Consider the following 25225-nt stretch of genomic DNA (forward strand, 5'->3'; position numbering starts at 1 on the left):
CTGCATCGCAGGCAAGCCAGCTCCCACAGGGATTGTGCCGGCCTCAAGTGCCGGCACCCCTCGGATCAGTTGCTCTTGACGGCGTAATCCGGCTTCTTGTCATTGCCAGGAATGTACGGGCTCCACGGCTGGGCGCGAATCGGCTCCTGGGTCTGCCACACCACCGAGAACTGCCCGTCGGCCTGGATCTCACCGATCATCACCGGCTTGTGCAGGTGGTGGTTGGTCTTGTCCATGGTCAGGGTGAAGCCCGACGGCGCGGCAAAGGTCTGCCCGGCCATGGCTTCGCGTACTTTGTCGACGTCGGTGGACTTGGCCTTCTCAACCGCCTGCGCCCACATGTGGATGCCCACGTAGGTGGCTTCCATCGGGTCATTGGTCACGGCTTTGTCTGCGCCCGGCAGGTTGTGCGCCTTGGCGTAGGCTTTCCAGTCAGCGACGAATTTCTTGTTCACCGGGTTCTCCACCGACTGGAAGTAGTTCCAGGCGGCGAGGTTGCCCACCAGCGGCTTGGTGTCGATGCCGCGCAGTTCTTCTTCACCCACGGAGAACGCCACCACCGGCACGTCGGTGGCCTTCAGGCCCTGGTTGGCCAGCTCTTTGTAGAACGGCACGTTGGAGTCGCCGTTCACGGTGGAGATCACCGCAGTCTTGCCGCCAGCCGAGAATTTCTTGATGTTTGCGACGATGGTCTGGTAATCGGCGTGGCCGAACGGGGTGTAGACCTCTTCGATGTCTTTATCCGCTACGCCCTTGGAGTGCAGGAACGAACGCAGGATTTTGTTGGTGGTGCGCGGGTATACGTAGTCGGTGCCCAACAGGAAGAAACGCTTGGCGGCGCCGCCTTCTTCGCTCATCAGGTATTCCACCGCCGGGATCGCCTGCTGGTTCGGCGCCGCACCGGTGTAGAACACGTTCGGCGACATCTCTTCACCTTCGTATTGCACCGGATAGAACAGCAGGCCATTGAGTTCTTCGAAGACCGGCAATACCGATTTGCGCGACACCGAGGTCCAGCAGCCGAACACCACGGCGACCTTGTCCTGGGTCAGCAACTGCCGGCCTTTTTCGGCGAACAGCGGCCAGTTCGATGCCGGGTCGACCACCACCGGTTCGAGCATTTTGCCGTTCACGCCGCCCTTGGCGTTGATCTCGTCGATGGTCATCAGCGCCATGTCTTTGAGCGACGTTTCGGAGATGGCCATGGTCCCGGACAACGAGTGCAGGATGCCGACCTTGATGGTCTCGGCGGCCTGGACGGTCCAGGTCATGCCCATGGCAACAATCGATGCCGAAAGAGTGAAAGCCTTGATCAAGCTGCGACGCTTCATGGTGCGATCTCCGAGAACCCAGGTTGTTATTGGACAGATACCAGGGCTTTTGCAAAGGCTGTGCCTGCTTTGCAAAAGGGCGTGTGTGGGGCGCGCCGACCCAGGTTCGGGCGCGGGCGATGCACTGAATAGGCGCTGGATACAGGCGCTGGTGCGGGCTTGGCACTGTGATGGTGCGTCGAGTGATTTTAACCATGTAGCGCCTTCGGCACGGGCAAGCGCCTAGGGTGGTGGGCACCTTCAATTTTGTTTTTCAGGTGCCTTATGGAGCAAACCTCAACCCCCAGGCCGGGCCCATTAAGCCCTGCCTTTATCAGCAGTGATGATGCCGCGCGCTGGGCACATCAACGCATCGTCGAGCGGCGCACGGTGGAATACGGCAGCGTGATCTTGCAACGCCTGTCGGCCCCGCTGTTCGTTGCCAGCGAACCGGTGATGGGCAGGTCCATGTCTTTTGACTGGACCCAACTGCTCGACCGCGAAGGTCCCTCCGGCGAGTTTTTACACCCCGCCGGCTACCGCATCGTCGGCAGCCTGCATTCGCACCCCGACACCTTGAACAGCACCCAGCGCCAGAATCCGAAGTGGACGCAACAGCAAGTCAAAACCTTCATGAGCTTCTATTCGACGCCGGATATGAGTCTCAATTATGTGGAACGTGCGCGTTTCAGCGTGGCGTACTTGTCCGGGCCGGACGGCGCATTACTCAAGTATCAGCCCAGCGGGTCGGCAGCCGAGGCCGGGTTTGTGCAGTGGCTGGACAGCAACGGCCCGTGGGCATCGCCCCATGCCCACGATGGCAGCCTGGAAGGGGTCTACACGAAACTCGCCTCGGTGGGGCAACTGACGTTCCTGCTCTCCAGCCCGGCATGGGGCGGCTCGGTAGGGCGGGTGCCTGCCGACTGGGTGCCTTACGCGCCGTTTCAAGCGCCGGTCCTGACAATGCCCTGCGGGCCGGTGTTCTCTGACAAGGCCGGCGTGTTGGCGTATGCCGCGTCGCTTGTCCAGCGCACACCGAATGCACGCCAGCGCGTGTTGATCCTCAAGTCGGACACCGGCGAGCGTTACGTCACCGGCGAAGCGCAGGGCGTTGGAGAAGTGGGCGACCAACTGCCCTTGTTGCCTGTCGGTTTCCACGTGTACGGCCTTTACGTTCTCTCGCGTCCGCTTACCGGCGACTACCCCGGGCTGGAGCCCTGGCTCTACAAAAACTTCATCAGCCCGCTGGCGCTTGCACAGCACATCGCGCAGTTTCGCCAGTACAGCCTGGGGGGGCAGTCCACGCTGGGAGCATCGCTGTTTGTTCACCTGCGTGATGGTGCCCTGTTGCGCTATCGCTTTTCAGGCTCGGCGGCGGAGTCGGCATTGTTTACCCACGATGCCACCGGTGCAGTGCGCGACAACGGGCTGCAGGCCCAACTGCGTGACGGGACGTTGCTGGCCCGGGGGTTTGTGCACAAAGTCGCCACCGCCGGCGAACTGACGGTGGAAAAAACCAGCGCATTGTGGGACCGCAGTGGTGTGGTCGGTGCTGACTGGTCACCCTATTCGCGGTTTGCCTTGCCCTCCTTGAGTGCCGCGTTTCTCACCGCCGACGACGCAGCGCGTTATGCCCACGCGCAGATTGATGAACGGCGCGAGCAACGCTTCGGCGGGATGATCCTGAGGCGCCAGGACGGTCGCTTTCTGGTGACGGAGCCGGTGCCCGCCGGGCCTCGGCCGTTTTCCTTCAATGACCTGTACCCGGCGGATCGCCAGAATGCCCCGATCATCGTGCACCCCGGGTTGTCGCTGCATGCGCGTTATGGCTCGCGCCTGACGCTGGCGATGACCGACCCGGCACAGGCCGCCCAACTCAAATGGAGTCGACAAGACGCTGAAGTGAATGGCCAGATGTTCCACGACCGGGACGTGGCCGACCTGCTGGCGTCGGGGCTGGTGGGTTACTTGTCGGCCGCTCCGGACAGCCTGATTGCCTGCCAGCCGTCCACCACGGTAGCGTCCTGGCGCCAACAGTGGCAGGCCACCTCGACTGACGGCGAGAGTGCCATGGGCAAAGGCCTGGCCGATGGCACGAAACGGCCTGTTGATGTAGTCAGAACACTGGCCGAAAGCGGTACGTTGCGCGTGGTGATCGGCAATGCGTTGTGGGGGCCTGCAGGTTTCGTTGAAGCAGATTGGGAACCTGGGGTGCGGGCGTTGCAATTCCAGCGGCCGGAGGTGGTCAGTCACGGGCCGATGTTTGAAAGCGCCGATGCCGCCGCCAGTGATCTGCAAGGCCGTGAGCCGATCGATCACGGTGAGCATTTCGTCAGCAACTACTTTGCGTTCATTCTCAAGCATGACAACAGCGAGACGTACATCGCCAGCGAGCTGATTCCGCAGACCCGCACGTCGGCATTGCTGTCGCTGGCCAGCCTCTATGGCACCACGTTGCCCGCGGGTTTCAGCTGCCACAGCCTGTATTACGCGCGGCAATGGGCCGGGAATGGTTCAACTGCCTGGCTGCAGCGGTTTTTTATCAGCCCCGAAGATTTCAGCGCAGCCATCGCCCAGGCCCGGGCCAACGCCAGGATGCCGCCGCGTGGTGCGCCGCTTTATATCGCCACGCCGGAGGGTGCATTGCTGCGGTATCAGTCACCGTCGCCCCAATCCCTGTTCGAGGCGCTCAGCGAGGCGGACTCGCTGGAGACGGTGCGCGGTATGTTGAATATCGGTACGTTGGCGCCATTGCAGTTTGTGCGACGCGTTGCGTCTTCCGGCCGCTTGAGCGTGGTGCAGCCGAGTGGCTGCTGGGATCGAACGGGTGATGTGCTGGGGCTTTGGAACCCGTATCAGAACCTGCAACGGCGGCGTCTCAGTCCGGCTTTCCTGACGATGGACGATGCGGCCCGCTATGTACGCCGTCGCGTGCGGGCGGGCGTGGACGCTGCCTATGGCGGGATTATCCTGCGCCGTGATGACGGCTGGTTTTTTGCCACAGAACCACTGCGTGTGCCCGATGAGATGTTCGATTTCAAATGGATTTTTCCGGATGAAATGGTCACCCGCGGGCTGTACCCGCCCCGGACCGCGGTGGCCGCCAGCTACCACGCCAGGTCAGCACTGCAATCGCCATTTTTGCTCTCGCCGGAGCAGGCGGCGGTGTACGGCAATATGTTTTCCACCCGCCTGTTGGCGCAGGCACTGTCGTCGGACCCGGCGCGCGATTATCACTACCTGCTGGCCGCCGATGGGGCGTTGATTCGCCTTAAGGCACGCCCCGAGCTCAAATACCCGGTGGTCACGCTGAGCAGCCTGGTCGCCCGGCCACGCAACCGCCGCGACTGGCTCAACGGCGTGCTGGAGCGGCAGATACGCAACGGTGAGTTGTCGCCCGCCGAGTACGTCAGACGTGTGGCCCTTTCTTTTGACTTGCAGGTGGTGACGGGCAGCGCCATGTGGGGCGCACGCGGTCCAGTGGCGGCGTGGTGGAGCCCCTATGCACCGAAGGCTGCAGCTGACGGCGCGTTTGTTCACGCCCGGCACGAGCCCGCGTGCGGCGCGCTGTACACCCAGGCCGATGACGCCGCACATGGCGTCCATAGGCTTGTCGGTGTGCGCGATGAGGTGCAGTTTGGCTTTGTATTGCACTCCACAAGCAACGCGCATTGCGTGGCGACATTGCCCATCAGCGATGCGGGTTCGCACTTGTCCCACCGACGGGTTTTCAATGAGGCGGGCTACCCGCAGGGCTTTCAGGTGAGTGGGATGTACGTGTGTGCGGCACGCCAGGCCGGGTTTCACCCTGGCGGTCGCCCGCTCGACGGCGACAGGCTCTATCAGGGGCTGTTTTCACCGGTCCAGTTGATTGAGGCGATGTGGCAGGTTCACGCCACTCAAAACCGGGCGGCTTTGCCGCTGTATTTGTCGTGCGCCGATGGCGCCCTGCTCAGGTTTACCGTGCGCAATGAGCGCTTTACTCGCTATGGCGATGAGATCAGCTTGAAACTGCGACTGCTCAGCCCGCGCGATTACATTCGGCGCATGGCGGCGGCCGGCGAATTGCGGATTTTGGTGCCCAGTGCCAATTGGCCGGGCATCGGCGTGGTGGACGCGCAATGGCAGCCAGGCCGTTCGCGCGGTACGCCACCCGCGGGCGGAAACCCCTGGGCATTGGGGCCGGTGTACACGCACCGCGATGATGCGGCGGCATTCGTGCACCTTAATGCCGGACGTTTTACCGGCCAGCAGGCACTCGGCGCGCTCTTGGAGAAAGACAGTGGCTTCAGTAATCATGTGCCGGTTCTGGCGCAAGCTGACGAGGGTTTCCCTTCAGCCGTTGCACCGCTGATTTTTCGTGCGGCGCAGTGGCCGAGCGGCTATCAGATAAGTGCCGCGCATCTGGTTTACCACGCCGGCCTGGACCAGCCGCATGTCGGTATTGAAGCGTCTTACTGCCGATACTTCGTCTCGTGGCGCGAGCTCGGTTTTTATCTGCACCAACTCAAGGAACAAGGGCTGTCTATCAGCGGCGTTTACCTCTCCACCCGAGACGGTGCGTTGCTCAGCTACCTCCCTACATTCAGCCAGGCCGAATACAACCTGCTGGACACCACCGGCAAGTGGACGGCGTCGAGCGGCTATACCGCCTTTGCGCCGGCACCTTCACGGTTCATTTCCGAGCTGGCGCGCATAGGCCAGTTGCAGGTCATTCGCAGTGGCGAGTTCTGGACTGCGCGCACCCGCCTGCACGCCGACCTCAAACTGCCCGGCCCACGCCAGCGCCCGACCAAGGACGAACTCTGAATAATCCGGCCTAGCGTTTGCGCATCAGCCCGATAAAAAACAACCCGCCAATCGCCGCCGTCGCCACGCCAATCGGCAAGTCTTCGGGGGCGATCAGGGTGCGTGCGGCCACATCCACCCAGACCAGGAACAGGCTGCCGAGCAACGCGCACACCGGCAGTAACCGGCGATGCTCGGCACCGACCAGGCGCCGGGCGATATGCGGCACCATCAACCCGACGAACCCGATGGAACCGCTGATCGAAACCAATACCCCGGTCATCAGCGAGGCCACCAGAAACACCTTCAAGCGTACATTGCGCGCGTTCAGCCCCAGGGTCACGGCCGTCTGTTCGCCGGCCATCAACGCGTTGAGCGGGCGCGCCATGCCCAGCAGCACCAGCAAACCCAGCAGCACGGTTGCGGCTGGAATCGCCAGCAGCTCCCAGCGCGCCAGACCGAGGCCGCCGAGCATCCAGAACATCACGGCCGACGCCGCGCGATGGTCGCCCATGAACAGCAACAGGTTGGCGGCCGCCATCATCACAAACGACACCGCCACGCCGCACAGCAGCAGGCGATCACTCTCCAGCCGGCCATTGCGACTGGCCACCGCCAGCACCACCAGCATGCTTGCCAGTGCGCCGATAAACGCGGCGATGGGCAACGTCAGCAGGCCGACGATTTCACCCACATGCAGCACCACGATCACCGCGCCCAGGGTGGCGCCGGAGGTCACGCCGAGCAGGTGCGGGTCGGCCAGCGGGTTGCGCGTGACCGCTTGCAATACCGCGCCGATCAATGCCAACCCGGCACCCACCAAGGCACCCAGCAACATCCGCGGTACGCGGATCAGCCAGACGATATGTTCCTGCCCGGCCGGCCAATTCACCTCACCCACGCCAAAGGCTTTGTACAGAACGATCCGCCACACCACTTCCACCGGCACCCGCGCCGGGCCGAAGCCCAGCGAGATCACGCAAGAGACCAGCAGCACCGCAGCCAGGACGGCGAGCAATAACGCGTAGCGACGGGTGATCATTCGCCGTGGAACCCCTTGGCCAGCGTCTCGACGGCCACCACGTTGTCGATGCCCGGCGTGGCCTGCACGTAGGGGATCACGATAAAGCGCTGGTTTCTGATCGCATCCACGGCTTGCAGCGCGGGGTTGTTCAGCAGGAACTGTTGCTTTTGCTCGGCGGTGATTTCGCTGTAGTCGACGATCACGATCACCTGCGGGTTGCGCTCCACCACGGTCTCCCAGTTCACGCGGGTCCAGCTGGCGTCCACGTCGTCAAGAATATTGCGCCCGCCGGCGGCGTTGATCAGGGCTTCGGGCATGCCCAGGCGGCCGGAGGTCATGGCGCGGTCTTCGCCACTGTCATACAGGAACACACGCGTTTTTTCGGCGGGCAGGTCTTTTTGCACCTCGGCGACCTGTGCCTGCATCTGGGCGATCAATGCATTGGCGCGGTCTTGCACGTCGAAGATCTTGCCCAGGTTGCGCAGGTCGTTATAGGTGTCTTCCAGCGTCGCGGCCGGGCGCTTCATCACAAAGGCGCACGACTCGGTGAGCTCATACACATTGATGCCCAACGGTTGCAGGGTGGCGGGCGTCAGGTCGCCGCCCACGCGCATGCCGTAATCCCAGCCGGCGAAGAAGAAGTCCACGTTGGCGTTGAGCAGGGTTTCCACCGACGGGTATTTGCTCGCCAGCTCCGGCAGGCCGTCGAGGATCTCGGCCATTTGCGGCGTGACCGATTTCCAGCCCGTCACGCCGCTGTAGCCAGCCATGTGCGACTTGAGGCCCAGGGCGAGCATCATCTGGGTCATGTTGATGTCGTGGCTGACCGCGTGCTTCGGCGCTTCCTGGAAGCTCACGTCGCGGTTGCAGCTTTTGATGGTCACCGGGTAATGGGTCGCTTGTGCGAACGCTTGGTCAGTACCGAACAGCAGAACAACAGCGAGAAGGGCGCGCAGGGTCATGGTTGGGTTATCCAGGTGATTCGGGGGTAGCCGGACAGAGGGTGGGTGTCGATCAGTGCGTCGACGCCAAACACGTCGCGCAGCAGTTCGACGGTCAGCACTTCATGGGGCGTGCCGCTGGTGATGATGCGACCGTGGTCGATCACGTACAGGCGGTCGCAGAAGGCGGCGGCCAGGTTCAGGTCGTGGATGCTCGCCAGGGTGCCGATGTTCAAGCGTTTGACCAGCCTGAGCAGTTCAAGCTGGTAACGCGGATCGAGGTGGTTGGTCGGCTCGTCGAGAATCAGCAGCTCAGGTTGCTGGGCCAGGGCGCGGGCGAGGATGACGCGCTGTTTTTCACCGCCGGAAAGGGTGGCGAAGGCGTGGTCTTCGAAGCCCTGCATGCCGACGGATTCCAGCGCTTGCCGGATCAACTGCCGGTCCTCCAGCGTGTCACTGTCGAACAGCCCCTTGTGGGGCGTGCGGCCCATGGCAACCACTTCATCCACGCGCAGGCCGAAGGCGTCGGGAAACTCCTGCAGCACCACGGCGACGCGTTGCGCGCACCACTTGGCGCTTTGTTTCCACACGTTCTGGTGTGCGAGCAATACGTCACCCTGTTCCGGCTTGCTGAACCGGTAGGCACAGCGCAACAGGCTGGTCTTGCCGCTGCCGTTGGGCCCGATCAGCCCGACAAACTCCCCCGCACCGACCTGCAGGCTGGCGTCACACAGTTGGAACTGGTGATGGCAGTGGCCGTGGTCCTGGGGCGTCCAGGTGAGGCGGGTGAGGGTGAGTGAAGTCATCAAGTCTCTCAAGTCCAACGCGGTTCAAAAATGTGGGAGCTGGCAAGCCAGCTGCCACAGGGGTTGCGTGTTGTGTCGGTTAGAAGGTGTAGTCCGCCGTGACGAAGAACGAGCGTGGTTCACCGAGGATCCATTGTTGGCCTTCGTTGTACTGGCTCACGGCGTAGGTGCGGTTGAGCAGGTTATTCAGTTGCAGGCCCAGCGTGGTATTGCGCAGGGCTTTCCACGACACGGTGGCGTCGACCACGGTGTAGCTCGGTACTTCACGGGTGTTGGCGGTGTCGGCAAAACGCGCGTCCACATAGCGCACACCGGCGCCGGCGCGGATGTTGTCAGTCACGGCTTTGCTCAGCCACAGGTTGGCGGTACGCCGGGGCACGTCGGTGGGGCGGTTGCCGTTGCGGGAAACGGCCTGGCCGTCGACCACTTCGGAGAAGTCGTCGTACTGCGCGCGCACGATGGCGGCGTTCGCCTGCAGCTGCCAGGCGCCGGGCAATTGCAGGTCAAGGCTGGCTTCCAGGCCATTGGAGGATTGCTGGCCGACTTGTTCCTTGAGGTCGGTGCCCGGAATGCTCACCAGCAGTTTCTTTTTGACGATGTGATAGGCCGCCAGGGTCCACTCGCCACGCGCATCCCAGAACGCCTGCTTGAGGCCGATCTCGGTTTGCTTGGCGGTGGACAAGCCGAACTGCTGCTGGCTCGGGCTCAAGGTGATCAGGCTGCCAACGCCGTCAGTGCTCGTGGCGTACTGGCCATAGACCGAGGTGTGCGCAGTGATCGCGTAGACCAGCCCGGCTTTCCAGTTGTTGCCGGTCAGGGTCTTGTCGGCGTCGTTGTTGGCGGATGTCAGGTCATTGCTGTCGATGTGCACCTCGTCGCGACGCGCGCCGGTGATCAACGAGAGTTTGTCGGTCAGTTGCAGGCGGTTTTCGGCGAAGGCAGCCAGCTGTCGGGTGGTGCTCACCGACTGCGGGATGAACGCGCTGGCGCTTTCAAACGGTTGTGGCACGGGGTGGTTGATGTCCACCGGCTGGCCGTTGTCTGTGAGGTCATTGAATGGCGCGTTGCTGGCCAGACGGAAACGAATGCGGTTGTACTCGACACCCGTCACGGTCTGGCTGTCGAGGCCGAACAGCGTGTGCTTGAAGGTGAAGGTCTGGCGGTCGCCGACCTGTTCCTGGTTGTGCTTGATACCCAGGTAACTCTGGCGCACCAGCCCGCCGTCGACATAGTTATAGCTCTCGGCGTTCTGCCAGCGGCGCTGGTTTTTCAGGTAAGACAGCTCATTGGTGGCGGTGACGTTATCGTTGATCTGCCACTCGCTGGTCAGGCGCGTCCACTGGTCGTTGTAGTGCTGGATGGCATTGCCGACGTTGTAGTTCTTGTCGCGCAGGCCCTTGTGCAACTGGCCATTGATCAGGGGCGTGCCGTAGTCATTCTGCGGGGTCTGGTCACCGTAGTCGTGGGCGAGGGTGACGCTCAGGTTGTCGGCGGGCTGCCAGCGCAGGGCGGCACTGACGAAGTCGCTGGAAGAATCGCCACGCTCGATGAAACCGTTGCTGCGCAGGCGGTTGAGGTTCAAGCGGTAGCTCAGGGTGTCGGTCAGCGAGCCACCGCTGTCGAGGGCTTCCTGTTGGCGATCATCGGAGCCATAGCCGAGGCGCACGTGGTTTTCGATCTCGCCTTCAAACGGTTTTTTCGGCAAGGTATTGATCACCGCGCCGGTGGCGCCCTGGCCGTACATCACCGAGGCCGGGCCGCGCAGTACGTCCACGCGTTCGACCGACCAGGTGTCCACCGGGAAGGTGGACGTGCCGGCACCGTCGAACATGCGCTGGCCGTCGTACAACTGCAGCACCGAACTCTGCCCGGTAAACCCGCGTGCCTGCAGCGAAGTGCCGCCGTCGCCCGGCGTGCCGGTGCGAGTGATGCCGGTGGCACGCGAGATTGCGTCCTGCACACTGGCGTCGCCGCGTTCGCGGATTTTCTCGCCGGTCTGGCTTTCGACACTGCCCGGCGTCTGCCGCGCCGTGAGGTTCAGGCGCGAGCCGGCGGTGGTCGGGGTGTCGAGGTCGACGCGTTCGTCATCCACGGCAGGCGCGGTCACGGGGCTGGCGGGCAGGGTCAAGGCCTGGGCGCTGTTATGCAAAGCGAGCAGGCACAAGCCGGACGCGAGGTACTTGTTCATCGGTCGGTCAGTCTTCTTGGAGGGATGCTCGCCGCAGAGCGCGGCGAGTAACGATAGCGCAGAAAGTGTTATAAGTTAACACTTATTGGCCGCGGGACAAAAGTCGCGCAAGGCTACAGAAGGCCTCTGCCATGGGCATCTCGCCTGCCTCATGCCGAACCTGAGGCAGATTCATGTTGGCCAAACAGGCGCGACAGCACGAGGCGATCCAGGGCCCACACCACGATCAACGAGGCGCCCACCAACGGAAAAACAATCGCCAGCGCGAGCATGATCACCATCGCGGTTTTCCACTTCGGCAGGTCATGGCGCAGCGGCGGAACACCCAACCCGCCCGCCGGGCGACGCTTCCACCAGATCACCATGCCGCTGACGGCGCTGAGCAGAATCATCAGGCAGATCAGCAGCACAATCAGTTGGTTGACCCAGCCGAACATCTTGCCTTCGTGCAGCATCACGCCGGTCTCGGTGGCGCGTGCGACGGTGTTGTAGTGTGCCCAACGCACATCGGCGAGGACCTTGCCGGTGTATTGGTCCACATGCAGGGTGGCGTCATTGCGCGGGTCGTTGGCGAACACCGCGACGGTGAACACACCCTCGGCGGTGGTCGGGAAGGTGATGCTGTAGCCGGGTTCGACCTTGCGCGCGTTGGCCAGCTCGACCACCTGTTGCAGACGCACGGTCGGGGCCGCTGGACCTGAGTGCATGGCGCCGTGGTTCATGTGTTCGGCGTGGTCGCCGGACATCGGCATCGGCGTGTTTTCCATAGCCCAAGGCACGGTCTGTTGGCTGGCGGTGTTGAGGCTGCGAGCCTGCTGGTCGGACTGCGGCACGTTGTTCCACATCGCCGCCGGAAAGGTGTTCCACAGGTCGGCGTACTGTTTGCCCCAGAAGCCGGTCCAGGTCATGCCGCTGAGCAGCATCACCAACAGGAACGCCGCACCCCAGAAACCGGCGACGGCGTGCATGTCGCGCCAGAACACGCGGCCGCGGCTGTTGAACCGTGGCCATAACACCCCTGCCGAAGACTTGCCACGCGGCCACCACAGGTACACGCCGGACACCACCAGCATCACGCCCCAACCGGCGGCGAGTTCCACCAGGCGATCACCGACGGTGCCGATCATCAGCTCACCGTGCAGCGCACGAGCAATGGCTTGCAGGTTGTATTTGGAGTCCTGCTCGCCGAGCACGGTGCCGCGATACGGGTCGACAAATACCGTCACTTCGCGGCCGCCGTCGTGCATCACAAATTGCGCGCTGCTGGTGGCGTCGGCGGGCGGCAGGTATTTACTGATCTTGCCCTGGGGAAAGGCTGCCTGGGCGCGTTGCAGTTGCTCGTCGGCACTCAGCGCGTGTTCGGCGGCGGGCACGGTGAGCAAGTCGCTGTACATCAGCGGGTCGAGCTGGGGTTTGAACAGGTAGATGATGCCGGTCAGGGCCAGCAGCACCATGAAGGGGGCGACGAAGAGGCCGGCGTAGAAGTGCCAGCGCCAGGCCAGGTTGTAGAAGGAAACTTTTTGAGTGGACATCAGGGTGCTCCGCAAAGGCTTTGGTTTTTTTTGGTCAGTGACACCGCTATCGCAGGCAAGCCAGCTCCCACAGGGAAACGCATTCCGACTGTGAGCGCTGGCATCGCTGCGGTGCGTTTAGAAGCTCATATCGACTTTGGTCCAGAGCGTGCGCCCCGGTTCCTTGATGGCTTGCGGGTCACTGGCCGGGTAGCCGAAGCCAGCGTTGCCGGCGAGGTTCAAGTGCTCCGCGTAGGCCTTGCCGAACAGGTTGTCGACGCCGGTGCTGACCTTGAAGTGCTTGTTGATGCGGTACGCCGCGTTGAGCGAGAACACGCCGAAGCCGCCGCTTTTGTCGAAGTCCTTGCCGACCACGTTGCCCTTGTTCTGGTCGATGCGGTTTTGTGCCGCGACCACCCGCCACAAGGCGCCGGCGCTCCAGTCGTCTTCGCTGTAGGTGAGGCCGAAGCGTGCATCCAGGGGCGGCATTTGCGGCAGCGCCTTGCCGTCGCTGGTGTTCTTGCCCCAGGCGTAGGCCAGGCTGGCGTCGGCTTTCCAGTGTTGCGTCAGTGTGTATGCCGCACCCAATTCGCCGCCCATGATGCGTGCGTCGACATTGCGCGCCTGGGAGGTGGTGCCCATCATTGCGGGCTTGTAGTCGAACAGGATGAAGTCCTGCACCCGGCCCAGGTAGCCCGAGACCCAGGCGTCGAGGTTGGCGGTCTTGTATTGCGCGCCGACGTCGAGCTGGGTGGTTTTCTCCGGTTTCACGCCGTCGAAGGCATTCACCGAGCCGACTGCGCCCGTGTTGGGGGAGAACAGTTCCCAGTAGTCCGGAAAGCGTTCCGAGTGGCCCAGGCCTGCGTAGACGGTGGTCGGGCTGTCGGCCAAGTCGTGCTCATAACGCATAAAGCCCGATGGCAGCGTGTCGGCGCGAGTGTCGCCGGCGGTTGCGCTGGCCTGGCGAAAATCCTTGGCCGAGGCGCGGTCCAGGCGCGCACCGCTGATCAGGCGGTCGCGGTCGGCGGCGTACCAGGTCAGTTCGCCGAACGCACCATAGTTATGGAAGTTGGCGTCCTTGACCCGCGGCAGGTCCTTGTAGGTGTCAATGCCCATGCTGCTGCGCTGGCGGTGTTCGTTGGTCTGCGCGTCCAGCCCGCTGATCAACTGCACGTCGGCCCAGCGCCAAGTGGCCTTGACCCGCGCGCCGAGGGTGCGACGGTCGACGTTGGAGGCCATCGGCCCGGCCATCATCCCGGTGCCCGACGGCGTGCGCAGGCTGTAGTTGTCCATCACATGGTCGGCGTAGTTGTAGTAGACCTGGGCCTCGACCTTATCCAGCACCTCACCAATGTTGGATTTTTCAAAACGCAGCCCCAGGCTTTCACGCAGGAACTGCGAGCCATCCATGCCGCGCCCGGCGTAACGCGCTTCGCCATCGCCACGGCCGGCGGTGAGTTCCAGCAAGGTGTCAGCGTCGGGGGTGAAGCCTACGGCCACATCGCCGTTCCATTTGTCGTAGCGCGAAGCGACGGTGTCGTTGTTGCCGTCTTTGTAATCGTCGGCGTGCGCCTGGTTGCCGATCACACGCACATAACCCAGTGGCCCGCCGGCAGCGGCATCGATGACCTTGTCGAAGCGCCCGTTGGAGCCGGCCAATACGCTGGCGTTGAGTCGCGTGCCGAGCTCGCCAAATTGCTCCGGCTCGCGCTCGAACAAGATCGTGCCGGCCGATGCGCCCGGCCCCCAGAGAACGGTTTGCGGGCCTTTGATCACGGTCAGCTTATCGTAGGTTTCCGGCGAAATGTACGAGGTGGGCGCGTCCATCCGCCCAGGGCAAGCGCCGAGCATCATGCTGCCGTCGGTGAGGATATTCAGGCGTGAGCCGAACATGCCGCGCAGCACCGGGTCGCCGTTGGTGCCACCGTTGCGCACCAGGGCGAAGCCGGGAATGGTCTTGAGGTAATCGCCGCCGTCGCTGGCGGGCACCGGTTGGCGCGGGTCTTTTGGGTTGGTGACCACGGTCAGCGGTGAGCTGGGGGCGACCGCGGTGATCACCGTGGGGCTCAGTTCGTGGTCGGCGTGCCCATCGGCATGCGCCGGAGGAATCAATAGCGCGCCGCACAGAACGGCGAACACGGGAGTGCTTCCCAAACGGGTGTCAGCAGAAAACCTGGACATGAAAAATTCCATCCATCAATCGTAAACAACACGGCCAGCAGCCTGCGGCTGTCTGTCTAACGTCGGCCGGGGTGAAGTAACGCTTTGAAGTGCTTACGCGATGATGGGTGGCGCGCGGCTGCGGGCGCCGGGGAAGATGCTTTGCCGGGCATGGCCCAGGAGAGTGGCGGGGGTGAGGGCGTTGGCCGGTGGCGGGGTGCCGAGGGTGACGAAGGAGACGCTGCCGGGCAGGGCCGGGCAACTGAAGAGCAGGTCGCAATAACCGCATTTTGCCCAGAGGGCGTGATGTTCAGCGGGGGCTTGCGTGTGTTCGGCATGGTCGCCCGGCATGGGCATGTCCATGGACATTTCCATCGACATACCGGCGTGATGGTCCATCGGCATCGCTTGGGAAATCAGCGGACCGATAAAGATCATCAACATGGCGAACAGGCTGATCCAACTGCCGCGCTTCACGCGGGGGTGTGGGGTTAGCCTGGCGCGAGGGGCGCCCATCGAGTGGGTTCTACTGAGCGGGCTTGTGCTCGTGGCCGGCCATCGGCGGGGCTTTCTGCACCGAGACTTTCACGTCCACCTTGCCGGCTTTCTCGAAGGTCAGGGTCAGAGGGAATTGCTTGCCGTCAGTCAGCAGGCTGCGGTCTTTGAGATCCAGCAGCATCACGTGATAGGCCATCGGCGCGAAAGTCAGGTCACCCTTGGCCGGGACGGCCACGCTGGTGACGTGTTGCATCTTCATCAAGTCGCCCTGCATCACATGCTCATGCAACTCGGCCTTGTCCGCCACCGGCGTCTCGACACTGAGCAGGCGGTCCGGGGTAGCACCGGTGTTATGGATCACGAAATACGCCGCGACCGTCGGCGCGTTCGGCGGCAACTCCTGGGACCAGGGGTCGCTGACCAGCAAGTCGCCGGCCTTGTAGTCATCGGCATTCGCAGCAACGCACACCGGCAGCAGCAACGCAGCCAGAAGCAGGGAAGATTTGAGCATGGCAGTTCTCCAGAACGGTTCTAAACGCAGTTCACTTGCGAAGAAATCAGACCGTTGGAGAGGCGCGCGGGTTGAGGCTCGGCCATTGCTGGCGCGGGGTCGGCGCTTGCAGAGAAGGCGGCGACAGGCCCGGCACTGCATCAAAACGTGTGACATACAACTGCGGCACATGCCCAGGCAATGCCACCACTGGCGCCGAACCCGAGCAACACCAGCAATGCTGCATGGTGGAATGATCGTCTTGCTGTGGCGCCGGAATGTCCAGCTTGCCCAGGGCAATGGTTTTCAGGCTGGCGCCGTTGGACGAGCAGAAACTGCCCCATAACAGCTGCTTAACCGGGTCATCCGACTGCTGCATCGCACCGGCCATCGGCATGGCAAAGGCGTTGAACAGCACTGCAAAGCAGGCGATCCACACAATTGCAAAGCGTTGACGGGCCATGGCGGACAATCCGTAGGGTTATCGATCAGGTGGGTATTTAGCCTGATCGGGGAGGATAAGTAAAAAGTGGCGGTGTGGTTTGGTGTCGCAGTGGTATCTGGTTATGCAATGGGTACGCCGTGGACCTGCATGTCGACACCTAACGCTTTTCTAATCACCGCAAATATCGCTGCCAGGTTATCCATGCTTGGGTTGCCGCTGGCTGACAGCATTCTATGTAGGCTCTTGCTAGGTTTTGCTGTCTCTTTTGCAAGCCCTTCAAACCCCACTGTGGCGTTGACCAAATCACGCAAAATCACGCGTGAAACTTCCGGCTCACCATTGAGAAACAGCGTAGCAGCCTCATCCAGGAGTGCCTGGGCAAATTCGGGGTCGCGCTGGGCACGTTCTGCAATGGTGTGTTTGTAGCTTCGGGTTAGCGCCATGCTGGTTACCTCTTTTGTTCCGATTTCTTGCCACGCTGATGCTCATCGATCAGCGACTTTACGACTTTGATATCGCGTTTTTGACGGCTCTTGTCGCCGCCACCGAACAGGATGATCAATCGTTGACCTTCTTGTATCAGGTAGATTCGCAGGCCTGGCCCCCAGTCGATGCGGTATTCACCGAGTCCATCGAACCACTTGATGTTGCTGGTGTTGCCCATCTCAAGCCGAACCAATGCGGTTGAAACTCTGGCTGCCGCCTGCACGCTCAAGGATGAAAACCACTCATCGAACGGGCTGATCTGGTTGTCGCGTCGGTATTCTTCGATCTCAATCATTCGCCGTCCTGAAGGTAACAAATAGGTTACTAATCAAGCAAGCGAGTGATCCTGGCTTATCGAATGAAATCTGCCAACGCTTTGAGTGTTTCTTCGGGCGACAAGAGTTCCCGATCCACCGCCGCCAGCACCGGCCGCTTCAACACCAACACGGGCACCTCACGCGCCCGCGCCACTTCCAGCTTCGGCTCGGTGGCCGTGCTGCCGCTGTTCTTGCTGATCAGCACATCAATCGCGCGCCGTTCAAACAGCGCGCGCTCGTCTTCGATCAGAAACGGCCCGCGCGCGCCGATGACCTCACAGCGATCATTGCCTGGGTACACATCCAGCGCGCGCAACGTCCAGAATTGCTCTGCGGGGATTTCGTCGAGGTGCTGCAACGGCTCACGCCCCAGCGTGAACAAAGGGCGCTTGAACGGTTTCAATGCGTCGATCAGCTCGGCCCAGTCACCGACCTCACGCCAGTCATCCCCCGCCTGCGGCTGCCATGCGGGGCGCCGCAAGGCCCAGCACGGAACGCCGCACAGCCTCGCCGCCTGGGTGGCGTTGGCGCTCATCTGCGCCGCATACGGGTGGGTTGCGTCGAGGATCAGGCTGATGTGTTCATCGCGAACAAACTGCGCCAATCCTTCACACCCACCATAACCGCCAACCCGTACCTGGCAGGTCAGGTCAGTCGGCACCCGCCCAACCCCCGCCAGGCTGTAGATATGTTCCGGGCCCAGCGTGCGCGCAATGGCCAGCGCCTCCGTCACACCGCCCAGCAGCAGGACACGTTTCATAGCGGCTTGACCACGTCCAGCAAGGTGATCGGCAGCGCCTGGCGCCATGTATCAAATTCACCCAGCGGCTGGGCCTGGGCCACATGGATGCGCGTCAGCTCGCCGCCGTGCCGGGCGCGCCAGTTCATCAGGGTCATTTCACTTTGCAGGGTCACGGCATTGGCGACGAGGCGGCCGCCGGGGCGCAGGTGTTGCCAGCAGGTGTCGAGCACGCCGTCGCGGGTGACGCCGCCGCCGATAAAGATCGCGTCCGGCGCTTCCAGGTCATTCAACGCCTCGGGCGCGGTGCCGCGAATCAGCTGCAGGCCGGGCACGCCGAGGGCGTCGCGGTTGTGTTCGATCAAGCCTTGGCGGCCAGCGTCGGCTTCAATCGCCAGCGCACGGCAGCTCGGGTGCGCGCGCATCCATTCGATGCCGATGGAACCGCTGCCCGCGCCTACATCCCACAACAGTTCGCCTGGCATAGGCGCGAGGCGGGCGAGGGTCATGGCGCGCACATCGCGCTTGGTCAGTTGGCCGTCGTGTTTGAAGGCGGAGTCGGGCAGGCCGGCGAGGCGCGACAGACTCGGCGTGTTGGCGTCGGCCACGCAGTCGATGGCGATGAGATTCAAATCAGCGACCGAGCTGTGCGCCCACGACTGCGCAAGCCCATCGATACGCTGCTCGTCCGCGCCGCCCAGGTGTTCAAACACGCTCAACCGGCTGGACCCGAACCCCGCCTCAGCCAGCAGCGCGGCAATCAACGCAGGGCTGCGGCCATCGTTGCTCAACACCAGCAGCCGCACGCCACTGGCCAGGTGCGCATTCAGCGCTGCCAACGGCCGAGCCACCGCAGACAGGGTCACGACCTCCTGCAACGGCCAACCCAACCGCGCCGCCGCCAGGGACACAGACGACGGCGCCGGCAAAATCAGCAGCTCTTCAGCCGCCACCTGCCGCGCCAGGCTGGCGCCCACGCCGTAGAACATCGGGTCGCCGCTGGCCAGCACGCACACGGGCTCGCCGCGCCGCGCCAGCACCGGCGCCAGGGAAAACGGGCTCGGCCATAGTTCGCGCTCGCCACGAATACACACCGGCAACAGGTCCAACTGGCGTTGGCCGCCTATAATCCGGGTGGCGCGCAACAGGGCATGCCGGGCATTCCTGCCCAGGCCCTTGAAGCCGTCTTCACCGATGCCTACTACCGTCAGCCAGGGCGACATATGAATTCCTTGAACGACATCCGACGGGCAGGCTTTTCATGCCGCCGGACAAAGCAGGCATAATACCGCGCCTTTACCCGTCAACCGGTAGCCTCGTGAACCAGACACCCGCCCTGAATACCTTACGCCCCTCGGCTTGCCCGGGGTTGCTGCGTATTGTCCAAGCGTTGGATGGCGGGATTTGCCGGATCAAATTGGCCGGTGGTTCGATCAGCGCCGCACAAGCCATGGCCGTGGCGGACGCGGCCCAGGCCTATGCGGGCGGCGTGATCGAGGCGACCAACCGCGCCAACCTGCAGATTCGCGGGATCGGCGCCGAGCAGGACGCGTTGATTGCGATGCTGCTGGCGGCGGACCTCGGCCCGAACAACGCCGCCGGTGACGACGTGCGCAACCTGATGCTCAGCCCGAGCGCCGGCATCGACCCGCAGATGCTGTTCGACACCCGCCCGCTGGCCGAGCAGGTCCTCGCGACCCTGCAAGACCACCCGCGCTTCCATGGGTTGTCGGCCAAGTTCGCCGTGCAACTGGATGGCGGCGAAGCGTTGGCGATGCTCGAACACCACCATGACCTGTGGTTGTCGGCGTTTGAGCGCGGCGGCGAAACGTTATTGGCCTTCGGCCTGGCCGGTTGCCCGGGGTTGGATGCGCCGTCGGCGGCCGTGGCGCTGGACCAGGGCCATGCACTGGTGGTGGCGGTGCTCGATGCGTTTCTCGATCTGGCCACGCCTGAGCAAACCCGCATGCGTCATCTGGCTGTGGATAACGTATTGAGCCGCCTGAGCCTGCCACTGCTGCCGGTGAACGGCTTCAAGCGTCCGGCCGGCGGGGCTTTGTTGCACTTGGGGACTTATCCACAGCGTCAGCAAGATCAGTTCTACGTCGCCGCCGTTGCGCCGTTGGGGCGCCTGGATTCAAGCATGCTCAAAGGCGCCGCGCAGTTGGCCACCGCGTTCGGCGACGGTACGTTGCGCTTCACGCCCTGGCAGGGCGTGCTGCTGCCCAATGTTAAAAACCCTGGCGCCGTTACCGATGGCCTGCAACGCTTGGGCTTCCTCTGTTCAATCGACCAGCCCCTGGTGCGCCTGGTCGCCTGCACCGGTTCCAGCGGCTGCGGCAAAGGCCTGGCCGACACCAAGGCCGACGCCGTGCAACTGGCCGCGTTGCACCCAGGCCACACTGTGCACCTGTCCGGCTGCCCGCGTTCCTGCGCCGCCGCACACATCGCACCGGTCACTTTGCTGGCCGTCAGCCCCGGCCACTACGACGTCTATTTTCGCAATGCAGCCCAGCCCGGTTTCGGCCGGCTGCACGCGCGCACTCTTTCTATTGAAGCGGCGGGCGCCTTGCTGCGCGCTCGCCCACGGAGCAACACCGATGATTGATTACATCCGCGACGGTCAGGAGATCTATCGCAACTCCTTCGCCATTATTCGCGCGGAAGCCAACTTGGCGCGCATCCCGGCCGACCTGGAAAAACTCGCGGTGCGGGTGATTCATGCGTGCGGCATGGTTGACGCCATCGACGGCCTGCAGTTCTCCGAAGGCGCGGGCAAGGCCGGGCGCGATGCGCTGGCCGCTGGCGCGCCGATCCTGTGTGACGCGCGGATGGTCTCCGAAGGCGTGACCCGCACGCGGCTGCCGGCCAACAATGAAGTGATCTGCACCCTGCGTGACGACAGCGTGCCGGAGCTGGCGCGGGAGCTGGGCAACACCCGTTCCGCTGCCGCGCTGGAGCTGTGGCGCCCGCACCTGGAAGGCAGCGTGGTGGTGATCGGCAACGCGCCGACAGCGTTGTTCTACCTGCTGGAGATGCTCGATGCCGGCGCGCCGAAACCAGCGTTGATCCTCGGTTTTCCAGTGGGTTTTGTCGGCGCCGCTGAGTCCAAGGCCATGCTCGCGGCAGACAGCCGTGGCGTACCGTTTGTGATAATGCAAGGCCGCCTGGGCGGCAGTGCGATGGCCGCCGCTGCGGTAAATGCCTTGGCCACGGAGGTCGAATAATGCCGGCACGCGGACGTTTGATCGGCCTGGGCGTAGGCCCCGGTGACCCGGAACTGATCACCCTCAAAGCCTTGCGCCTGCTGCGTGAGTCGCCAGTGGTGGCGTACTTTGTGGCCAAGGGCAAGAAGGGCAACGCCTTCGGCATCATCGAAGATCACCTGGTGCCGCAGCAGACCCTGATGCCGCTGGTGTACCCGGTGACCACCGAAGCGCTGCCGGCGCCATTGTCGTACGAGCAAGTCATCAGCGACTTCTACGACACCGCCAGCCTGGACGTGGCCGCGCACCTGGACGCCGGCCGCGATGTGGCGGTGATCTGCGAAGGCGACCCGTTCTTCTACGGTTCCTACATGTACCTGCATGACCGTCTGGCCGAGCGCTATGAGGCGCACGTCATCCCCGGCGTGTGCTCGATGCTCGGCGGCGCCTCGGTGCTGGGTGCGCCGTTGGTGTATCGCAACCAGAGCCTGTCGGTGCTCTCGGGCGTGCTGCCCCACGACGACCTCAAGCGTCGCCTGGCGGATGCCGATGCGGCGGTGATCATGAAACTGGGCCGCAACTTCCCCAAGGTGCGCCAGGTGCTGACAGAACTCGGCTTGGCCGAGCGCGCGCTGTACGTGGAGCGCGCGACCATGGCCAACCAGAAGATCGTGCCGCTGGACCAAGTGGATCCAGCGTCGTCGCCGTACTTCTCGCTGATCATTGTGCCCGGTGAACGGTGGCAAGGTTGATGACGCCGGCGATCGTCATATTGGGCCAGGGCAGCCTGGCGACTGCGCGCAAGATCCAGCAGGTGTACCCCGGCGCGTTGATTCACGGCTTGGCCGGACGGGTTGACGGTGCCGATCAGGTCTACAGCGAATTCGGCGCGACCCTGCGCCAGCTCTACCAGCAAGGCACGCCCCTGATTGCCTTGTGTGCGGCCGGCATCGTGATCCGCACCTTGGCGCCGCTGCTGCTGGAGAAAGGCGAAGAGCCTGCGGTGCTGGCCGTGGCTGAAGACGGTAGCGCCGTGGTGCCGTTGCTGGGCGGCCTCGGCGGCGTGAACGTGATGGCGCGCGCGATCGCCGCCGCGCTGGACGTGACGGCAGCGATTACCACCAGTGGCGAGCTGCGGTTCGGCACCTGCCTGCTCAATCCGCCCAAGGGGTATGCGTTGGCAGACCTGGAGCTGGGCAAGCGCTTTGTCTCGGACCTGCTGGCCGGCGAAAGCGTGCGCATCGAAGGCGCCGCGCCATGGCTCGACCAGGCCAACCTGCCTCAGGACCCGCACGCGCGCCTGGCGATTCACGTTGGCAGCGCCGAGCGCGAACCGGCGGCCAACGAGCTGCTGATTTACCCGAAGACTGTGTGCGTCACCTGCAAACCGGGCGAACACCTGGCGGCGCGCGTGCGAACCGCCTTGCAGGCGGCGGGCATCGCCATTCAGTCCCTGGCCTGCCTGAAGGCCAGCGATATGCAGATGGCCGAAGCGTCATTGCACGAAGCCGCACTGGAGCTGAATGTGCCGCTGCGTTTCGCCACGGTCGCGCAAGACGCGGACATTGTTATCAGCGTTGCCGAACAACCCCTGGATCTTGCGCACGTCGGCCGTGTCCGTGGCCGTCTTGCCGTGATCGGCCTGGGCCCCGGCGCTGCAGAGTTAATGGTGCCGGCGGTGAAAGCCGAACTGGCGCGTTGTACCGACGTGCTCGGCTACGAAACCTACGTGCGTATGGCCGGGCCGTTCCGTGACGACCAGGTGCAGCACTGCACCGACAACCGTGAAGAAATGCAGCGCGCGCGTCATGCGTTTGAGCTGGCCGCGCAAGGCCGTTCGGTAGTGGTGGTGTCCTCCGGCGACCCGGGTGTGTTTGCCATGGCCAGCGCCGTTATCGAGGCGCTGCACGAGTCCAGTGATCCGGCCTGGCATCAGGTTGACCTGGAAATCCTGCCGGGCGTCTCGGCCTCGCTGGCCACCGCCGCGCAGGCGGGGGCCCCGCTGGGGCATGACTTCTGCGTGATGTCGCTGTCGGACAACCTCAAGCCCTGGTCGATCATCGAGAAGCGCCTGGACCTTGCATCCCAGGCCGACCTGGCCCTGGCGTTCTACAACCCGATCTCGCGTTCGCGACCGTGGCAATTGGGGCGCGCGCTGGAAATCGTCGCGTTGCACCGCACCGCCGAAACGCCCGTGGTGCTTGGGCGTGACATCGGTCGCCCGGGCCAGACCCTGCGTGTCACCACGTTGGGGCAACTGACGCCGGAGCAGGTCGACATGCGCACGATGGTGTTGATCGGTTCGTCCACCACCTGCGTGTTCCCGCGCGCCGGTGGCGGTGAATGGGTGTACACGCCGCGCTGGTATGGCGAAAAGCCCGCCAGCTGAAAACAGCCTGCCGCACGCAAGAAAGCTCCGAGTAACGCTGGGTGAATACCTGCCGTTGCTCGGGGCTTTTTCTTTTTTTATCGATGAAAGCCGGAAGGCTTCTGCATGAGTCCCACAATTGCTGGGCAGCGCTTTTCCGAGGGGGCAGGCAAGCGATGTTTGTCGTCTGGAAAGCCCGCCGCCGCCTGGACTAGTGTGGACACACGCCCCATGTGGGGTGCTTGTGGAGAACTGGAAATGGAGCGATATCACAGACGCATCAACCGCGTAAAACGGCGCAAGTTGATTGCTGCCTATAAGTTGCCGGGGGCACCGGGCGTGCCTGGCGCGTTGGCGGTGGACACTGACGACGACAGCAATGCGGCCGTGGTGAACAACGGCGTGATTTCATTTGTCGAGGGCATGTCGGCGTTAAACCGCGAGTACATCCGCAAGAGCTATCTGCTCGCCAGCAGCTATGTGAGCGATGTGCTGCAGGTCCATCGGGGCACGGAGCGCTGGTACGACGAATTTATCAAGGTGATGACCAGCCTCGGCTGGCTGCCGGTGCGCAGCCGCTTTGAGCGGGTCTCAAGCTCGGGCAAGGGGCTGACCGTGCAAGTGGCCGTGCTGAATATGATTGCGGCCATGCTGGCGACGACCTCGCTGGCCGGGCCGCTGCTCAGCGTTCTGCCCAAACTGGCCGCCGATGCGCTGGAGGGGCTGAAGCGGCAACCGGCGTCTTTCGAGCTGTTCAAACGCAATAGCACGGTGCATCAGGGCGGCGACTTTGGCTTGGCATCCTGCGCCGAAACCGAGGGGGAAGTCATGATGGTGCTGGTGACCTACAGCAGCCACGGCGTGAGTAAACAGGTGGGCCTGCCGTTCCTGGAGTGGGACAGTTCCTCGTTCGAGGCCTTCAGCGGGCAAACGTGCCTGGTGCTGAATACCTCGGTGGTCAACGAACAAACTATCCAGCTGATGCGCGAAAGCGCGGGTGACAAGGTGCAACTGGCAATTGCGAAATACCGGATCTAGGGCACGAGGTAGCCGCGCACTCCGGTAAAGATGATTTGCGCGGCCAGGGCGCACACGAACAACCCCATCAGCCGGCTGACGATCTGCAAACCCTGGTCGCCAAGAATGCGTTCGATACGGTTGGACAGGTACAGCACCACGCCCACCGTGAGGCTGGCCAGGGCGATGCTGAGAATCGCCATGATTTTGTCATCCCAATGCGGTTGGCTGACGCCCATCACCAACAACGCACCGATGGTGCCGGGGCCGACCGTGAGCGGGATGGTCAGCGGCACGATGGTCACGTCCTGTTGCACGTTGTCGGTCTGCACGGCTGACTTGCCTTGGGCCATGCCCAAGGCGGAGATGAACAGCACGCTGCCGGCGCCTATGCGGAAGGCGTCCACGGTGATGCCGAACACGCTGAAAATCAAGCGGCCGAAGAGGTAGAGCAATACGCTCGATATCAGGGTCGCCAGCGCAACTTTCCAGGCCAGGCGTCGGCGTTCCTTGCTGGAATAGCCGCGAGTCAGGCTGATAAAGCAGGACAGCACGAAGAACGGGCTGTAGAGCACCAGCATTTTCAGGTAGACGCTGAATAACACGTGGAGCATGGAGGCGGCTCGCGGCGGGGGAAGTGGGGGAGAGTCTATCAGGCGATCGGGGTCAAATGTGGGCGCTGGTTTGGCAGTGATGGGTGCAGGTATTTGCGCGGTTTGTTGGGGGTTGTTGAGTACATATCCGTTGTTTTGGTGGTGGCGGGTATTGGTTCCGCTCTTACAGCGGCTCACTTTTGGTGGAGCGCAAAAGTAAGCAAAACGCTCTTGCCCCTCCACTCGGCACCTCGCTTAGGCTCGGTGTGCCCGCACTCCGGCTTGAATCCGTGGGCCGCCGCCACGCGCCATCCATGGCGCGGGGCGGCTAACCCGGC

At 63.3% G+C, this 25225-nt stretch carries 21 protein-coding genes; 6 read left to right on the top strand and 15 right to left on the bottom strand.

The genetic code is table 11. The annotated features are described in order from the left end of the window. Window positions 1-65: 65 nt before the first annotated feature. Window positions 66-1331, bottom strand: coding sequence for an urea ABC transporter substrate-binding protein (gene urtA, locus WBB95_RS18040; RefSeq protein WP_424488828.1), 1266 nt, complete (start codon window positions 1329-1331; stop codon window positions 66-68). 264 nt (window positions 1332-1595) lie between these two features. Between urtA and WBB95_RS18045 the strand changes: the two genes are divergently transcribed. Beyond that, complete coding sequence (locus tag WBB95_RS18045) at window positions 1596-6119, top strand: hypothetical protein (protein ID WP_424488829.1); 4524 nt, start codon at window positions 1596-1598, stop codon at window positions 6117-6119. Window positions 6120-6129: 10 nt separating this feature from the next. Here WBB95_RS18045 and WBB95_RS18050 read toward each other — a convergent pair whose 3' ends face one another. The 13 genes from WBB95_RS18050 to cbiE all read right to left on the bottom strand — a co-directional run bounded on the left by WBB95_RS18050 (window position 6130) and on the right by cbiE (window position 18926). Continuing rightward, window positions 6130-7140, bottom strand: coding sequence for a FecCD family ABC transporter permease (locus WBB95_RS18050; protein ID WP_424488830.1), 1011 nt, complete (start codon window positions 7138-7140; stop codon window positions 6130-6132). Next, a complete protein-coding gene (locus WBB95_RS18055) occupies window positions 7137-8084 on the bottom strand; it encodes an ABC transporter substrate-binding protein (RefSeq protein WP_424488831.1) in 948 nt (315 codons plus the stop codon). The genes WBB95_RS18050 and WBB95_RS18055 overlap by 4 nt, the downstream gene beginning before the upstream one ends. Continuing rightward, on the bottom strand, window positions 8081-8869 hold the full coding sequence (locus WBB95_RS18060) for an ABC transporter ATP-binding protein (RefSeq protein ID WP_424488832.1): 789 nt from the start codon (window positions 8867-8869) through the stop codon (window positions 8081-8083). Before WBB95_RS18060 ends, WBB95_RS18055 begins: the two co-directional genes overlap by 4 nt. Before the next feature lie 79 nt (window positions 8870-8948). Further along, window positions 8949-11057 carry a TonB-dependent receptor gene (locus WBB95_RS18065; protein ID WP_424488833.1) on the bottom strand — a complete coding sequence of 703 codons (2109 nt, stop codon included), beginning with the start codon at window positions 11055-11057 and terminating at the stop codon, window positions 8949-8951. Window positions 11058-11206: 149 nt separating this feature from the next. After that, complete coding sequence (locus WBB95_RS18070; protein WP_424488834.1) at window positions 11207-12589, bottom strand: PepSY-associated TM helix domain-containing protein; 1383 nt, start codon at window positions 12587-12589, stop codon at window positions 11207-11209. 117 nt (window positions 12590-12706) lie between these two features. After that, entirely contained in the window at window positions 12707-14749 is a 2043-nt protein-coding gene (locus WBB95_RS18075) for a TonB-dependent copper receptor (RefSeq protein ID WP_424488835.1), read from the bottom strand. 93 nt (window positions 14750-14842) lie between these two features. Further along, window positions 14843-15244 (bottom strand): DUF2946 domain-containing protein, encoded by a 402-nt coding sequence (locus tag WBB95_RS18080; protein ID WP_424488836.1) that lies wholly within the window; start codon window positions 15242-15244, stop codon window positions 14843-14845. A gap of 10 nt (window positions 15245-15254) precedes the next feature. Next, window positions 15255-15737, bottom strand: coding sequence for a copper chaperone PCu(A)C (locus WBB95_RS18085; protein ID WP_424488837.1), 483 nt, complete (start codon window positions 15735-15737; stop codon window positions 15255-15257). Window positions 15738-15783: 46 nt separating this feature from the next. Further along, a complete protein-coding gene (locus WBB95_RS18090) occupies window positions 15784-16179 on the bottom strand; it encodes a DUF2946 domain-containing protein (protein ID WP_424488838.1) in 396 nt (131 codons plus the stop codon). 101 nt (window positions 16180-16280) lie between these two features. After that, window positions 16281-16604 carry a DNA-binding protein gene (locus tag WBB95_RS18095; protein WP_424488839.1) on the bottom strand — a complete coding sequence of 108 codons (324 nt, stop codon included), beginning with the start codon at window positions 16602-16604 and terminating at the stop codon, window positions 16281-16283. A gap of 5 nt (window positions 16605-16609) precedes the next feature. After that, complete coding sequence (locus tag WBB95_RS18100; protein WP_424488840.1) at window positions 16610-16942, bottom strand: type II toxin-antitoxin system RelE/ParE family toxin; 333 nt, start codon at window positions 16940-16942, stop codon at window positions 16610-16612. Window positions 16943-16998: 56 nt separating this feature from the next. After that, window positions 16999-17724, bottom strand: a complete 726-nt coding sequence (locus WBB95_RS18105; RefSeq protein ID WP_424488841.1) for a cobalt-precorrin-6A reductase — start codon at window positions 17722-17724, stop codon at window positions 16999-17001. Continuing rightward, on the bottom strand, window positions 17721-18926 hold the full coding sequence (gene cbiE, locus WBB95_RS18110; RefSeq protein ID WP_424488842.1) for a precorrin-6y C5,15-methyltransferase (decarboxylating) subunit CbiE: 1206 nt from the start codon (window positions 18924-18926) through the stop codon (window positions 17721-17723). The genes WBB95_RS18105 and cbiE overlap by 4 nt, the downstream gene beginning before the upstream one ends. A gap of 38 nt (window positions 18927-18964) precedes the next feature. On the opposite strand from cbiE, the gene cobG reads away from it, so the two are divergent. The 5 genes from cobG (at window position 18965) to WBB95_RS18135 (ending at window position 24315) form a co-directional block, all read left to right on the top strand. Then, on the top strand, window positions 18965-20311 hold the full coding sequence (cobG, locus tag WBB95_RS18115) for a precorrin-3B synthase (protein ID WP_424488843.1): 1347 nt from the start codon (window positions 18965-18967) through the stop codon (window positions 20309-20311). Next, window positions 20304-20930: a precorrin-8X methylmutase gene (locus tag WBB95_RS18120; protein WP_424488844.1), complete on the top strand. Its 627-nt coding sequence runs from the start codon at window positions 20304-20306 to the stop codon at window positions 20928-20930. The genes cobG and WBB95_RS18120 overlap by 8 nt, the downstream gene beginning before the upstream one ends. Further along, window positions 20930-21661 (top strand): precorrin-2 C(20)-methyltransferase, encoded by a 732-nt coding sequence (locus WBB95_RS18125; RefSeq protein ID WP_424488845.1) that lies wholly within the window; start codon window positions 20930-20932, stop codon window positions 21659-21661. Before WBB95_RS18120 ends, WBB95_RS18125 begins: the two co-directional genes overlap by 1 nt. Next, window positions 21661-23298: a precorrin-3B C(17)-methyltransferase gene (gene cobJ / locus WBB95_RS18130; protein ID WP_424488846.1), complete on the top strand. Its 1638-nt coding sequence runs from the start codon at window positions 21661-21663 to the stop codon at window positions 23296-23298. Before WBB95_RS18125 ends, cobJ begins: the two co-directional genes overlap by 1 nt. Window positions 23299-23535: 237 nt before the next feature. Next, on the top strand, window positions 23536-24315 hold the full coding sequence (locus tag WBB95_RS18135) for a hypothetical protein (RefSeq protein WP_424488847.1): 780 nt from the start codon (window positions 23536-23538) through the stop codon (window positions 24313-24315). Here WBB95_RS18135 and WBB95_RS18140 read toward each other — a convergent pair. Continuing rightward, a complete protein-coding gene (locus WBB95_RS18140; protein ID WP_424488848.1) occupies window positions 24312-24908 on the bottom strand; it encodes a MarC family protein in 597 nt (198 codons plus the stop codon). The genes WBB95_RS18135 and WBB95_RS18140 overlap by 4 nt on opposite strands. Between the last annotated feature and the right edge of the window lie 317 nt (window positions 24909-25225).

It is taken from the genome of Pseudomonas sp. (genome assembly GCF_049645325.1).
GTDB lineage: Bacteria > Pseudomonadota > Gammaproteobacteria > Pseudomonadales > Pseudomonadaceae > Aquipseudomonas.

Coding starts and splice junctions, on each gene's coding strand:
- urtA (WP_424488828.1), bottom strand. CDS start 1,331: ATGAAGCGTCGCAGCTTGATCAAGGCTTTCACTCTTTCGGCATCGATT.
- WBB95_RS18045 (WP_424488829.1), top strand. CDS start 1,596: ATGGAGCAAACCTCAACCCCCAGGCCGGGCCCATTAAGCCCTGCCTTT.
- WBB95_RS18050 (WP_424488830.1), bottom strand. CDS start 7,140: ATGATCACCCGTCGCTACGCGTTATTGCTCGCCGTCCTGGCTGCGGTG.
- WBB95_RS18055 (WP_424488831.1), bottom strand. CDS start 8,084: ATGACCCTGCGCGCCCTTCTCGCTGTTGTTCTGCTGTTCGGTACTGAC.
- WBB95_RS18060 (WP_424488832.1), bottom strand. CDS start 8,869: ATGACTTCACTCACCCTCACCCGCCTCACCTGGACGCCCCAGGACCAC.
- WBB95_RS18065 (WP_424488833.1), bottom strand. CDS start 11,057: ATGAACAAGTACCTCGCGTCCGGCTTGTGCCTGCTCGCTTTGCATAAC.
- WBB95_RS18070 (WP_424488834.1), bottom strand. CDS start 12,589: ATGTCCACTCAAAAAGTTTCCTTCTACAACCTGGCCTGGCGCTGGCAC.
- WBB95_RS18075 (WP_424488835.1), bottom strand. CDS start 14,749: ATGTCCAGGTTTTCTGCTGACACCCGTTTGGGAAGCACTCCCGTGTTC.
- WBB95_RS18080 (WP_424488836.1), bottom strand. CDS start 15,244: ATGGGCGCCCCTCGCGCCAGGCTAACCCCACACCCCCGCGTGAAGCGC.
- WBB95_RS18085 (WP_424488837.1), bottom strand. CDS start 15,737: ATGCTCAAATCTTCCCTGCTTCTGGCTGCGTTGCTGCTGCCGGTGTGC.
- WBB95_RS18090 (WP_424488838.1), bottom strand. CDS start 16,179: ATGGCCCGTCAACGCTTTGCAATTGTGTGGATCGCCTGCTTTGCAGTG.
- WBB95_RS18095 (WP_424488839.1), bottom strand. CDS start 16,604: ATGGCGCTAACCCGAAGCTACAAACACACCATTGCAGAACGTGCCCAG.
- WBB95_RS18100 (WP_424488840.1), bottom strand. CDS start 16,942: ATGATTGAGATCGAAGAATACCGACGCGACAACCAGATCAGCCCGTTC.
- WBB95_RS18105 (WP_424488841.1), bottom strand. CDS start 17,724: ATGAAACGTGTCCTGCTGCTGGGCGGTGTGACGGAGGCGCTGGCCATT.
- cbiE (WP_424488842.1), bottom strand. CDS start 18,926: ATGTCGCCCTGGCTGACGGTAGTAGGCATCGGTGAAGACGGCTTCAAG.
- cobG (WP_424488843.1), top strand. CDS start 18,965: ATGCCGCCGGACAAAGCAGGCATAATACCGCGCCTTTACCCGTCAACC.
- WBB95_RS18120 (WP_424488844.1), top strand. CDS start 20,304: ATGATTGATTACATCCGCGACGGTCAGGAGATCTATCGCAACTCCTTC.
- WBB95_RS18125 (WP_424488845.1), top strand. CDS start 20,930: ATGCCGGCACGCGGACGTTTGATCGGCCTGGGCGTAGGCCCCGGTGAC.
- cobJ (WP_424488846.1), top strand. CDS start 21,661: ATGACGCCGGCGATCGTCATATTGGGCCAGGGCAGCCTGGCGACTGCG.
- WBB95_RS18135 (WP_424488847.1), top strand. CDS start 23,536: ATGGAGCGATATCACAGACGCATCAACCGCGTAAAACGGCGCAAGTTG.
- WBB95_RS18140 (WP_424488848.1), bottom strand. CDS start 24,908: ATGCTCCACGTGTTATTCAGCGTCTACCTGAAAATGCTGGTGCTCTAC.